The following is a 13,273-nucleotide window of genomic DNA, read 5'->3' on the forward strand; positions in this document are numbered from 1 at the left end:
GCAAATTTGATCTAAAACAAGGCAATTTGCCCTATATCGCTCATTATTTAAGTACCACCTCAGATAAAGGAAGAATCTATGAAGGACTATCATAAGATCCTTGTTGTAGTGGATCCAACAAGCGACAAGCAATCTGCCCTCGCCAGAGCAGTCGAACTGGCCTCTAAAAACCAAGCGTCAATCACCGTTTTCCTCTCTATTTTCGATTTTTCCTACGAGATGACCTCTATCCTGTCGGGTCATGAGCGTGAAGCCATGCGCCAAGGCGTGATTGCCCAGCGCAGGGCCTGGTTAGACGATATCCTGGCCGGTTACAAAGACAGCGGCGTCGCCATCGACAGCGAAGTGATCTGGCACAATCGTCCCTTCGAGAGCATCATCTTACACGCCATCGAAGGCGGTTATGATCTGATCGTTAAAGGCACACACGAACACGATAAGCTCAAGTCGGTGATCTTTACCCCTACCGATTGGCATCTGATGCGTAAGGCGCCCGTGCCTGTGCTCTTGGTGAAAGAACATGACTGGCCGGTGGCCGGTAAGATCCTGTGCGCCATCAACGTGGCGTCCGAAGATGACGATCATCAAACCCTTAACGGTAAGATCATCGAACATGCCCTGGATCTGGCCAAGAAGTTCGACGCTCAGGTACATCTGGTGAATGGTTATCCTGGCACCCCAGTTAACCTGGCTATCGAGTTGCCTGACTTTGACGCGCACACCTATAGCGAAACCATTCGCATGCAGCACGAGCAGCGAGTCTGTTACCTGGCCAGCAACTATGGTATCTCCAGCGACTTCTGCCATATCAAGGAAGGTCTGCCGGAGGATGTGATCCCTGAGCTTGCCGAGCAGCTCGATGCCGAGCTGGTGATCTTAGGTACCGTGGGTCGCACCGGCTTCTCTGCGGCGCTTATCGGTAACACCGCCGAGCATGTGATCGACAGCATCAACTGCGACCTGCTGGCGATTAAGCCCGACGGTTATAAGTCACCGTTAGAAGAGGAATGATCGCCTTAGGCCATCTTCTTTAGCCCCATTTTTTAAGCTATACTACGCGCCCAGAATTTTACGATACTAGGCGCGTTTTTTATTATGTCTGAAGAAACCCTCTCAAAGAAACAGATAACTCGGCTAAACAAGCTACAAAAGCGCCTAAGGCGCGAAGTCGGTAGTGCCATCGCCGATTACAACATGATTGGAGAGGGCGACACCGTCATGTGCTGTCTTTCCGGCGGCAAAGACAGTTACGCCATGCTGGACATCCTGGTCAATCTGCAGCAGAGAGCGCCGGTTAACTTTAACCTGGTGGCCGTTAACCTGGATCAGAAGCAGCCAGGTTTCCCGGAAGATATTCTGCCAGCCTACTTAGATAGCCTAAAGGTGCCTTACCATATCCTCGAGAAGGATACCTACTCTATCGTTAAAGATAAGATCCCAGAAGGCAAGACCACCTGCTCGCTCTGCAGCCGTCTGCGCCGCGGCACCTTATACGGTTTTGCCCAGAAGATCGGCGCGACGAAGATCGCCCTGGGCCACCACAGAGACGACATCATAGAAACCATGTTCCTCAACATGTTCTACGCGGGTAAGCTCAAGGCGATGCCCCCCAAGCTGCTCTCGGATGATGGCGCTAACGTAGTGATCCGCCCCCTCGCCTACAGCCGCGAGAAAGATATCGCCGAATATGCCGAGTTAAAGGCGTTTCCTATCATCCCTTGTAACCTATGTGGCTCACAGGAAAACCTTAAGCGTGCGGCGGTCAAAGATATGCTCAAGAGCTGGGATAAACAGTTCCCGGGCCGCATCGAAACCATCTTCACCGCAATGCAAAATACCAGCCCGTCACAGGGCGTCGACCGTGACCAGTTTGATTTCGTCTCTTTGAAGCAAGATCCCGATGCGCCGATGAAAGGTGATGTTGCCGAGTCGGACCTGCCGGCATTCGATTTCCTCGACTTGGCCAACAGTGGTCACATCGATCTCGATGCAGCTAAGCGCAGCAGTGACCTGCTCAAAATTGATGTGGTGAGCACCTATACGCCTTAGGCGCTTATCTCAGATATAAAAAAGCCCTCAGTTGAGGGCTTTTTTATTATTCAGTCATCGTGACCAATGATGAGCTTAGATTAGGAGCTTTTTACCCAAGGACTGACCACCTTAGGCGTCTCACTAAAGCTAATCTTAGTTAGCGCGCTTATTTCATCACTTGCTAAGCGATAGATGCCATCAACCTGCTGCGCTTTACCGTCGATCGTCACCTGCGCTTTATCCGCAAACTCAAAGCTGACCCCGGCAATATCCTCGGCGAAATATTTCATCGGAAAGCCCTGCATCTGCTTGAGCAGCTCATCCATCTGGGTTGCCAGCTCGCTAAGTGCTGCCTGGCTATATTCGCTCGATGGTGATTTGGCGCGGATCTGCATGGCGACACCACAGCGGGTGGCATCATTTTTCATCTGCAGATTGATCAGGGCACGCTCGGACTTTAGGGTCTCATCGAATGGAATATAGAGACGTTGGTCGTTGGAGATCGTCAGCGGATAATCGCGTTTCTCTGTGGTGATTGAGCCACTCTCGATAACACAGCCGTTCGCCTTAGGGACGGAAAAGGCGATATCGATAAGCGAATAGTTACCTTTGTTCATCTGCTTCATTCTTTGATAGAAGCCCTGATAGTCGAGAGAAATGGGCGTTGCCTGAACAACACTCGTTGCCAGAAGCAGGCAACTACACAGCAGGCCTTTGTTCATGATTTTCCACCAAAAATTGATTGTTATGACGTAGCATATCAAGCAGCTCTTCAACATAAGCTTCTTGACGCTCTGAGTAATTCATTAAGCCGTACACCAACTTCTCGGCGCTGACCGGTTGATTCTGCGCCCTTAAATCGGCGCGAATGGCGCGCAGCAGCGAATAAGCCGCATTCGAGTTGAGGTTACGCATATAGGAGCCCACCGAGTCTTCGACGCTCTTAAAGACGGCCACCTCATGGCTAAGCCCTTCACTTCGCGACTGCGGCACCAGACCACAGCCCTTCTTAAAGCACCATTGGCCGAAGAAATTCATCCCTTCTCTGGCAAAACGGCTACTGCCCCAACCTGTCTCGTTAGCCGCCTGAATGAGTACTAAGTCTTCGGGAATGGTATCGACCCGTGTTAGTAGCTCATCAAGAGACTCCAGGGTAGCTGTGCGCATCGAATACTGGTATTTGCTCGCGAGCTGTAAGATACGATAGTCTTCGGCCTCGGACAGTGGCTGCTGGTTTGCTAGGTGAGCGCGAGATTGCTCCAGAAACTTGCGCTCATCGCTAATCACCGCATTGTGATGCCTGATAGCCGGGCGCAGGAAATCGAAGAAGGCCTGCTTTTTCATACCGACATCGCCGATCGCCTGAAAATCTGGGATGGCACTAAACTGACTGCGGTTTTTCAAAATCGTCCCGGGCGCTTGGTCTGGCTCGGTTTTGCGCTCAATCAAGAATAGCTTTACCGCCAATACCGCCAGCGCAACGATCCCTAAGGATAGTATCAACTTGTTGATGTGACCTGTTCTCAAATGCTTCGCTCTTATTATGAGTTCATGGGCGGCATTATATGTCATCTACGCGATGAACAAAACCGCTATACCTAGAGGGGGAAATAGTTATAATGACCGACAGGTAAATGGGGATTCAGGAAGGAAATACCCGAAATGCGCGATTGTGCCATCAATCAATATCAACATGTCGTCGCCATTGGCGGAGGCCACGGACTGGGCCGAGTCCTATCCTCTCTCTCATTTCTCGGCCCTAAACTGACGGGCATAGTGGCGACCACAGATAACGGTGGTTCTACCGGACGACTACGCCAGCAGCAAGACTGCATCGCCTGGGGCGATCTGCGTAACTGCCTGTCCCAACTCGCCAGCCGCCCTTCCGTCGGCTCACTGCTGTTTGAATATCGATTCGGCGGTAAGAGTGAACTTGCTAATCACAACCTGGGTAACCTGGTGCTGATGGCGCTGGACGACCTCTGTGTACGGCCGTTAGATGCGGTCAATCTGATCCGCAAACTGCTCAACATAGAGACCAAGGTGATCCCCATGTCGGAGCAGCCTACCCATCTGGTTGCGATTCAGTCTTGTGGCAATCGTATCTTCGGCGAAGTCGAGGTCGACCAGAAGTGTGAAGACCCTATCGCCCTATCGCTGGAACCTATGGTGGATGCCACCCTCGAGGCCTGTGAGGCGTTTCGTCAAGCCGATCTCGTCATCTTAGGCCCAGGAAGCTTTTTGACCAGCATAATGCCGCCACTCCTGCTGCCTAAGCTAGCTGAGGCGCTACATGCCTCTAAAGCGAAAGTGATTCTTATCGATAATCTCACCCAGGAGCCCTCGGCCGCGGCAAACTTCAGCCTGGAGAAACGCCTTGGCTGGTTTAAACAGGTGATGGGCAATAAGGCTGTCGATCATGTACTTTGTCACGGGGACAGATATCTCACCACAGGCATAGTCACCCACTACCCGCTACGTAGTCGCCACCATCAGGCGCTCCACGACAGAGCGGCGCTGGCAGACGCTCTGTCTCTCATCGTTGAGCCACAAGCGCTCGACGCACTGGCATAAAAAACGCCACGTTATTGCTAGCGTGGCGTCTTTGTTAATCGTGTTTTACCTATTATGAAGGTTACAGCACCTGTGCGATAGCGCGGCAGATGGTATCCATGTTCGCGCGGGTCATGCCGGCAACGCTGATGCGGCCCGAACCTACGATATAGACGCCAAACTCCTCTTTCAGGCGTGCCACCTGCTCCTTATTAAGGCCAGAGAAGCTAAACATGCCATTTTGCGCCGAGATAAAGCTGAAATCTTGCTCGACGCCCTGCTCAGACAATGTCTTAACGAACAGTACGCGCATCTCTGCGATACGTTCGCGCATCTGTGTCAGCTCTTCTTCCCATAACTTGCGAAGCTCAGCGTCACCGAGAATAGTCGCTACAATCAATGCACCATGTGCTGGCGGATTAGAATAGCTGCTTCGAATGGTGCTCTTGATCTGGCTAAAGGCACGCTTGGCCGTCTCTTCGTTTTCGGCGACTAAGGTCACGGCGCCAATACGCTCATTGTAGAGACCGAAGTTTTTCGAAAATGAGTTAGCCACCAAGAGTTCAGGCACCTTGCTCGCGACCAAACGCAAACCCTGAGCGTCTTCTTCTACGCCGGCACCGAAACCTTGATAGGCGAAGTCAAACAAAGGGACCAGGCCTTTGTCGACACAAAGCTGGGCAATCACTTCCCACTGACTGATGTTAAGATCGATACCCGTCGGGTTATGGCAGCAGCCATGCAGCAGGAGTAGATCGCCGCTGTTGGCTTGCTCCAGGCTGGTAAGCATGGCATCGAAGTCGATATCGTGACTGGCGGCATCATAATAACCATATTGCTTAACGGTTAAACCAGCAGACTGGAAAATGTTATTGTGGTTTGCCCAGGTTGGATTGCTCACCCAAACGGTGCGCGAATCGGTATTACGTACCACGAACTCGGCCGCCATTCTAAGCGAACCTGTACCGCCCGGCGCCTGCGCCGTTACCGCGCGCTTCTCACTCATCACGCCGTGCTCTGCGCCGAATAACAAGCCTTGTACGGCTTGGTTATAGGCTGTTACGCCATCGATACCCAGGTAACTCTTGCTGGTTTCGGTTTCCAGCAATTTTTGCTCGGCTAACTTAACTGACTTGAGGATCGGCGTCTGGCCAGATTCATCTTTATAGATGCCAACACCTAAATTAACCTTATCTGCGCGAGGATCGGCCTTAAAAGCATCGGTAAGACCTAGAATGGGATCTGCGGGGGCCAGTACAACCTGGTTAAATATCATGGTGGTGTTCCTAAACGTCAATATAAGAAGGGGTTCGGGGTTAGTTATACCACTGTCTCATCGCCCTTCAAAGCGGATATTTTTCTATATCAATATTTTTCTTATGCCGCCCTAGCTTTCCTGATTTTTAAAGGGTCAAAGCGTAATTCTTTTAGGGATTATCCAGCGATGCGAGCAAAATTTAGCAGATCCCTTAAGATGAGATCCGGCTCACATTAGCTTTATTTAAAGGAGTAGACTTACGCACTTAAACTTGCTGATGGTAAGAACCAAGTTGGAGTGCTGGCATAAAATGGAACATAAAATCTAAGGTTAGAGAAGAAAGTGGTTGCACGAAAACAACGAAGCCCCACTTGTTAGCGAGGCTCTTTTCAATCATTTTCTTTTGATTATGATGGTACCCGAGGACGGACTTGAACCGTCACGCTGTTACCAGTTTATGGGTTAAACCTATTGTTATATTTAAGGTTTAAGTTCAAATAGGTTAACTTTTGCCGTCTACCCTGACCCGCTCAGTTTCAGAATAAACGGCAAATGATGCGTTATATTGACTTTAAAGGTACGGGATAAACACCTTTGCTGAACCATAGATTTGTTGCGCTTCACCAGGTGATTTCACTATATCACTCCATCCAACTGATCTAGGGCACAAATCTAACGCATCAAATTCCTTGCCAGAAACATACCTTTTTAACCTGTATAACTGATCTTTTGTTAACGCTTCACAATTCAATGGGCGGGCTTTCTTGATTTCAGCATTTATGTCAATGCTATCACCTCCAGCCTGAATGCGTTCAAGCTGTAAAAGTAATAAATCATAAGCACTAACATTGTTAAGAACTGCAAGTTTATTGATGATTTCATCTGCTGTATCAAGGTCTTGAAGTGTCAAACTCGCTAATGCCATTGTTTTCAGATAAATTAATTGAGTCGTTGGATAGGTAATGTCAGACAACCTCTTCTCTAACGTCGCTACTAGTTGTCTAACTTCGTCTTTATCCCCTAATTTGATATAGAGCTGCAATTTAGCAACGAGGGAAAGGATGTAAAAGTTACTTTTCTCTCCGTAGTGCTTCTGGTAAAAGCCGATCGCGTCATTACATGCAGCTAGCCCCGTTTTAATATCAATCACATTAGACTCAAACTGTTTAGACGAGCTACTGCATAAAGAATATGCAAAATATCCAGCATGTCCGAGATTTCCTTTAGACTTATAGTGTTCCATCAAAAGTTGAAGTTGATTTAAATATAGGCCTTGCTTGTCAAATGCGTTTGCAAAGACTGAAAACTGCAGATAATAATTTAACGCATTTTCACCGTAATTCGATAACTCTGGGTAGACGGTCCTCATGACTTGATATGCATCTGAAAACCGTTTTTCATTAATCGCATTTGTTAGCTCAATGATAAAATAATTAGTCCGGTAAACAGCCGGAAGTGAGTCAACATCAACATTCTTATAAATCTCATCGATAACATCACCAAGCTTAAACCGGTTGATTGACGCCGATTGCTTAGCCAATATGGCCAATACATACACGGATGGGTGTTTGTTATCATAAAGAGAGCTTAATAGGCCTGTGTTGCTGACAATCCGATTATTAAGATTTTCGACAGATTGCTTACCTTGCAAATTGGACATGAGATACCAATCGTGCAAAAGACTCGCCCAACGTTTGGCAGACACGGAAGCTATGTCGCTTTCACTCTTATCAAGCAGGGTTTCTAGTTGTTTCAAGCTATTTTTATCTAGTACATTAGATTCAGCAATGATTTTGATATGCTGTAACAGTATTTCTTGGTTTACATTCTTCGGCACTAGATGCGGAACTAGGGTTTCGAATAGCTGATGATACTTATTATTCGACAAAGCTACTGAGCCGACTTCCCAATCGACCAACGCGAATAACCTATCATCATGGGTATTAGGTACTAACCTTATCGCATCGATTAGCGCAGTAAGTCGCTGTTCAAGATCCTGGCTTCGATTATCTAACACGTCCAATTCCAATTGGAATTTTGTTGCTATGATATGCTCCGTCAGGAACTCAGGTAAACCCGCTGTAAGTTCTAGCAATTTGTTTGTTTCTTGCCTAGCTTTTGCATAGTCGCCAATTACTTTATTCGCTTCCATCAGTGAAAGCGTAAAGCGAACCGCTTGTGCCTTGGGTAGTAGTTCCAATTCTATTTGACTTGCTGATTCCACCAACGCGCGTTGACGCTCTATTTCACTCACGACTTTCACATCAACTTGAGCAAGCATCGCCTCGGCCAACTTCAAGTTGCCATCTGCCAATTCGGCTTGCTGCAAGGACTCTAATTTAGTCTGATAGTATTGGTAACCAGTGACAGTTGCAGCAATACTGATCCCCATTGTCAATAGGACCGCTAACTTATGTCGTTTGAACCATAATCCGGTATTGTAAACGCGACTCGGATGAGCAAGAATTGGCCGGTGAGCAAGATAATTTAGCAGTTCATTTTTTAGCTCAGCTGCTGTCTGATATCTATCATCGACATGTCTAGCAGACGCTTTTGCTGCAATTTTCCCCACAATATCATCGTCAGGTAGAAGCTTCTCAAGCACCTTTCCTAGACTATAGATGTCTGAAGCAATTGTTATTCTTTCACCTGCCTTTTGCTCAGGTGATGCGTAATCAATAGATAGTGCATTGAGATAAGATTGACTAGGACTGCCCTCGCCCCCCATCAGTTTGGAGATACCGAAGTCAATCACATGTACCCTTCCCTCGTCATCAACCAAGAGATTGTCAGGTTTAATGTCACGATGCAGCACTTGGTTGGCATGGGAGTGAACGATACCATCCAGCACTTGGATGAATATGCTAACTTTATCGGCACTAGCAGTTAGCCTATTACAATACTCTGTTATAGATTTCCCTTTAATATAAGGCATAACAACATAAGCAATACCACGACTATCTTGGCCAGCATCAAGTATTGTCACCACATTCGGATGACTAAGAGATGCTAATGTTTGAGCTTCATAATTAAATAGCGAGTCTTCTTCGGACGACATCAAAGATAAAGAAACTGCTTTAATAGCAACTACTTGGGAGTATGTACCATCTTGTCGTTCACCAAGATAGACGTATCCCATCCCACCTTGTCCGATTCGGCGGACAATCTGGTACTTACCAACAATGTCACCTTCCGCTAGAAAATCCACCATACCCTCGGAGGCATACTCAAGACCAGCTTTAAACAATTTAGTTACTTTCAGATCCGGGACATCTAACATAACCAGAAGGCGTTGATACAGCTCATTATTATCGCTTTTGAGCTTTTGCAAATAGGCCTGTTGTTCAGTAGGTGTTAGCTCCAGGAGATGGGAGTAGTGTTCGTACAATGAAGACATTTATGATTCCATTCAATTTAATCGTTGAGGTGTACAGATAGATATTTCTTAATAAAAGAGAGATCCTTGTCGACTGATGACTCTGAAATGCACAACATTTGTGCTATTTCTTTTAATGAACTCAAACAAACATATTTATAGATGAAAACCGATACCTGACGTGGATAGTCAAGCGCCAACCTCTTTAGTAGGTGCTCAAGTTCAAATAATTGTTGAAAGGCCGGTGAAGTTTGCCGAGGAGAGTCGGATTCGACCTGTCGTTTTTTAGCTTGTGACTTACGTAAATTATCAATCAGGATCGAATAGATAACCTGTGAAAACAATATGTAAAACTCCCTACTGTTCTCAACACTAATCTCATGACTTTGAGCCATTCGAATAAACGCATCATGAACTAGCGACGTCGTATTACAAGATATCCTCAACCAAGTATTGTCGTCGAATTCCTCTAAAGATTTGGATCTGACCTCTGTGGCAATACTGCGGAACTTCTGATAGGCAAATCGATACAACTGGGACTCAACTTTTTTATGTTCGTGATCCCAGCAGGTCACTAAATCGGTTAACAGCGAGACCTCGTCCGTGCTGTGAATTGGCAGTTGGTTCAAACTTTAGACATCCATGACTTATTAACGCACTAAAATATAACAATTAATTCAACTTTTAACAACAGCCCCTAAAGCAAATCTGCAACCGTTTAGTGTTCTAGTCTTAGTGATGGGTCTAATAGATGGCAAGCGTAGTGAAGAAAATCCTTTCCCCTGTAATCAGTGTGTCAACCATCATAAAGTCTCGTTAAATCATTAGTAGAAGCCCATATTCACTTCTTGGTCTGCTCTTGCGGCTGTTTTCTACCTCTGTAACTTGATTAAAACTTACGTATTTACGTTTAAATAACGTATCTGTTTTAAATCAATCTCAGCACATATTCTAACCTTTATGATTAGGTAGCTTAAAAGAGTTCTTTTTAAAGATGCCAAATTCAATACTCGCGAATAGTACTTGCTTGTTTGCTTTTAGAAATTGGTAGGGTTTTGTACTGTCTCGCTATAGATGAAAGCTTAACCTTCATCAGACAACAAAATGATGTTCATTGCAGGCAAACCGTTAAGTTGCAAATTAAACCAGTAATTCCAAAAGCTAATGTGTTGGCCTCATCTTTTAGTTACTTCTAATTAATTAGTTTGCAAATAAAGTTTAAAAAAACATTATTCTTCTAAATACACTACTAAACCATTACTAAAAAAGGGATTTTAACATGACATTTAAACACCAATACTTGTCCTCACTTATCATCGCCTCAATGATGATGACCGCCTGCGGCAGCGGTGAATCAGACAAAGAAGACATTAAAGCCGTCAATCAAAAACCGACGGTTTCAGTTGCTCCCTCTTCATTCCAGGAAAAGGCGATGGCGACCATCGCAGCAACAGCAAGTGATCCTGATGGCGAAATCACCGGCTATTCTTGGACTGTAGTGAGTGACCACGACTTAACTTTGCAAAATGCAGATAGCGATACAGTCTCTTTTACCTCACCTGAGGTCGGGCTTGATGGCGACATCATCGAATTAGCGTTAACTGTTACCGATGATGCAGGTGAGACGGCAACGACAAATGTACAGATAACCATTAATCCAAATACTATCCCCCTATCCATTAAGGGCCTAGCAACTGATGCCCCCCTATCAAACGCCACAATTTCGGTCAATATTAGTGGCCGTGATGTCGGTGTTGAAACCACAACTGATGCCAAAGGAAACTATACGGTCGACCTATTACTCGACGATAGCGAAGCAGATTCTGTTGTAAAGATTGTTGCCCATGGTAGCGGCGAACAATCTAATGCAGGATTAATCTCTTGGCTTGGTACCGTTGAAAAGCTTAGCCAGCAAGCGGGCGATGACAAAACGCTTACTGCCGCAGATAACTTTGCTGTTAACGTCACAAACATCACCACGGCGCTATATGGGTTGGCAATGCATGTTAACAATGATGAAGCGATCAAAGACGATACAATATTTGATCAGCTATCCAGTCAAGTAAACCCTGATGAAGTGCTTACTTTGGCTACAACCATAAAAGTCGCAATAGACAAATCAACCAACAATCAGAACCTTGAACTTCCAGATGGCATCAACAATACACTAGAGTTAATAGATGATATTGCCATTGCAAAACACTATATCCAGCAAGTTCGCACCACACAGGAATATGCTGATGCACAACAAGAGATGTTTAATGATGGAAATTTATTTGACACTGTTTCAGAGTACGCTACTCCAAGGGCTTACTACGTAATCCCAAGTACTCTTGCAAGCGGAAATATATATAACTTTAATCCCGACGGAAAAGGCTCTATTGGAGATGTAGATTATGAATGGAACCAAGAAAATGGAACGATTATAGCAAACGTTACCCATCCAGAAGTTTTTACATCTTATGATTTCGTAGAAATTAACGGTGTAAAAACTCAAGTATCAGTTGAATATTCAACGACTAAATATGAGCTAAAACGAGTTAGTTCAAATGACACTAGCGACTTGCTATTGATAACCTCTTACAACAATAATCATTACCCTAACGGTGAGCTAGAAGATAAAGTTATAGCAACTTCTAGTGTTAATCTTGCGGCGAAGGAAAGTAGCGTTCAACCAATTCGTACAGATTCTCTTGACACAGCTTACATGCCAATACCTTATGAACAAGTCAGCGAATCTGTTCTCTCGTTTGCTGAAATTATTTTCCTAAAAAGCGATAATAGTGGCACCCTTCACTTCTCAGATAAGCAATTTACTTGGCAAGATGACCAAGGAATGTTTAAGTTGAATTTTGACGATGGAACAACCACGAGATTTAAGAAAATACAGACAGGCAAAGCTTTAGATCTATTTGCACTAGAATCAAGCGAAGACGGCATCAACTATCGAGGCTACTTAGTCGGCGAAGGTAAATTTGTTTCTGAAGCAGGTCTCCCTCAATGGAAACCCGATCAGGTAGCGGGCATATACGGATACGATAATTCTGTTTTTAATAACCCTTTAGAGAATTACTGGTTTGAGCTCCATGAAAATGGCGATGCCGACACCATTAGTACATCCGATCTTGATGAGAATGGAGTGCTTAGCGTTAACGAAATTTTCATCAGTTACGGTAACTGGCAGATTCTCGACGACGGTACGTTAAGAATACAGCGTTTTAGAAGTCAAAACTTGGATCATACGCCAACATGTCGAAGATCAGAAACGCCGGAATGTATCTTATATCATGAAAGAAATTGGAAGCTAATCGCACAACAAGGCAACCAGTATGGTTTGCTGCATACGCATCACATGATTTTGACTGACAGAGACAATTATACCTATGATACACGTACAGTTTACAAAGTGGATAATGCACCTATTGATATTAACCAGTTAATTTCATCAAATGCGATAGCAACCAAGTCTACGCAATCTCATTACAAAGTAATAAAAAGGTATTCCCATCTAGAGCCATCGAATTAAGGTAGTAACATAAGTTAAAAAAATCAGCCATCATAATAGTTGGCTGATTTTTAACTTTAACACAAATTTTAATCTGATAAAGGATTTGTAGAATAATCATTCTATATGAATCGGCATAAGGGTTAACAGAATCCTTACCTTCAAATCATTTCCCTCAATGCATACTGCCCCACTATTTTTGTTAAATTTACGTGTTTTCATCATAAAAACGTACCTAGCACAAATCTATAAAAACCTAGATCCTATTTACAACAAAACGACGTACCCCCACTTTATAAAAATCGATTTGAATTAAGGAGGCATTCATGCAAATTCCGTCGATATTTATAAAACGTTTCAAAAAACTCTTTAGGCACCAGTAATTCATTGACATTTACCGGAAAGGAGTATTTGCAGTCCAAACGATTAGAAAATTCCTTCATAAAAATGGAACCTTAGGTCGTATTTACTGCAATTTTTTAAGCTTCATTGAACAGTTTCTAGCTACCTATAAATAACCAGAACTAGTGACCAACCCTAGATTAAAAAA

9 protein-coding genes are annotated in these 13,273 nt (G+C 44.9%); 4 read left to right on the forward strand and 5 right to left on the reverse strand.

Features of this window, described 5'->3' with window-relative positions:
- The first annotated feature begins 78 nt into the window (after positions 1–78).
- Complete coding sequence (gene uspE, locus AYI87_RS02670; RefSeq protein WP_144199325.1) at positions 79–1,011, forward strand: universal stress protein UspE; 933 nt, start codon at positions 79–81, stop codon at positions 1,009–1,011.
- Between the two features lie 84 nt (positions 1,012–1,095).
- Positions 1,096–2,049 carry a tRNA 2-thiocytidine(32) synthetase TtcA gene (gene ttcA / locus AYI87_RS02675; protein WP_144199327.1) on the forward strand — a complete coding sequence of 318 codons (954 nt, stop codon included), beginning with the start codon at positions 1,096–1,098 and terminating at the stop codon, positions 2,047–2,049.
- Between the two features lie 80 nt (positions 2,050–2,129).
- On the opposite strand, the gene AYI87_RS02680 is transcribed toward ttcA, so the two are convergent.
- The gene (locus tag AYI87_RS02680; RefSeq protein ID WP_144199329.1) at positions 2,130–2,753 is read right to left on the reverse strand and encodes a DUF2987 domain-containing protein; all 624 of its coding nucleotides are present in this window, start codon (positions 2,751–2,753) and stop codon (positions 2,130–2,132) included.
- Positions 2,731–3,558 (reverse strand): glucosaminidase domain-containing protein, encoded by an 828-nt coding sequence (locus AYI87_RS02685; protein ID WP_186300539.1) that lies wholly within the window; start codon positions 3,556–3,558, stop codon positions 2,731–2,733. The genes AYI87_RS02680 and AYI87_RS02685 overlap by 23 nt, the downstream gene beginning before the upstream one ends.
- 135 nt (positions 3,559–3,693) lie before the next feature.
- On the opposite strand from AYI87_RS02685, the gene yvcK reads away from it, so the two are divergent.
- A complete protein-coding gene (yvcK, locus tag AYI87_RS02690) occupies positions 3,694–4,605 on the forward strand; it encodes a uridine diphosphate-N-acetylglucosamine-binding protein YvcK (protein ID WP_144199333.1) in 912 nt (303 codons plus the stop codon).
- Positions 4,606–4,666: 61 nt separating this feature from the next.
- Here yvcK and AYI87_RS02695 read toward each other — a convergent pair whose 3' ends face one another.
- The 3 genes from AYI87_RS02695 to AYI87_RS02705 all read right to left on the reverse strand — a co-directional run bounded on the left by AYI87_RS02695 (position 4,667) and on the right by AYI87_RS02705 (position 9,847).
- Positions 4,667–5,860: an amino acid aminotransferase gene (locus AYI87_RS02695; protein WP_144199335.1), complete on the reverse strand. Its 1,194-nt coding sequence runs from the start codon at positions 5,858–5,860 to the stop codon at positions 4,667–4,669.
- A gap of 553 nt (positions 5,861–6,413) precedes the next feature.
- A complete protein-coding gene (locus AYI87_RS02700) occupies positions 6,414–9,239 on the reverse strand; it encodes a serine/threonine protein kinase (RefSeq protein WP_144199337.1) in 2,826 nt (941 codons plus the stop codon).
- A gap of 17 nt (positions 9,240–9,256) precedes the next feature.
- Positions 9,257–9,847: an ECF-type sigma factor gene (locus AYI87_RS02705; RefSeq protein ID WP_144199339.1), complete on the reverse strand. Its 591-nt coding sequence runs from the start codon at positions 9,845–9,847 to the stop codon at positions 9,257–9,259.
- Between the two features lie 650 nt (positions 9,848–10,497).
- Here AYI87_RS02705 and AYI87_RS02710 point away from each other — a divergent pair.
- A complete protein-coding gene (locus AYI87_RS02710; RefSeq protein WP_144199341.1) occupies positions 10,498–12,744 on the forward strand; it encodes a PKD domain-containing protein in 2,247 nt (748 codons plus the stop codon).
- The last annotated feature ends 529 nt before the right edge of the window (positions 12,745–13,273 follow it).

This window comes from Shewanella sp. KCT (assembly GCF_007636505.1).
Taxonomy (GTDB): domain Bacteria; phylum Pseudomonadota; class Gammaproteobacteria; order Enterobacterales; family Shewanellaceae; genus Shewanella; species Shewanella halotolerans.

Excerpts from the sequence above, each read along its gene's own strand:
- AYI87_RS02695 (WP_144199335.1), bottom strand. The coding sequence starts at position 5,860 with ATGATATTTAACCAGGTTGTACTGGCCCCCGCAGATCCCATTCTAGGT.
- AYI87_RS02680 (WP_144199329.1), bottom strand. The coding sequence starts at position 2,753 with ATGAACAAAGGCCTGCTGTGTAGTTGCCTGCTTCTGGCAACGAGTGTT.
- AYI87_RS02710 (WP_144199341.1), top strand. The coding sequence starts at position 10,498 with ATGACATTTAAACACCAATACTTGTCCTCACTTATCATCGCCTCAATG.
- AYI87_RS02700 (WP_144199337.1), bottom strand. The coding sequence starts at position 9,239 with ATGTCTTCATTGTACGAACACTACTCCCATCTCCTGGAGCTAACACCT.
- ttcA (WP_144199327.1), top strand. The coding sequence starts at position 1,096 with ATGTCTGAAGAAACCCTCTCAAAGAAACAGATAACTCGGCTAAACAAG.
- uspE (WP_144199325.1), top strand. The coding sequence starts at position 79 with ATGAAGGACTATCATAAGATCCTTGTTGTAGTGGATCCAACAAGCGAC.
- yvcK (WP_144199333.1), top strand. The coding sequence starts at position 3,694 with ATGCGCGATTGTGCCATCAATCAATATCAACATGTCGTCGCCATTGGC.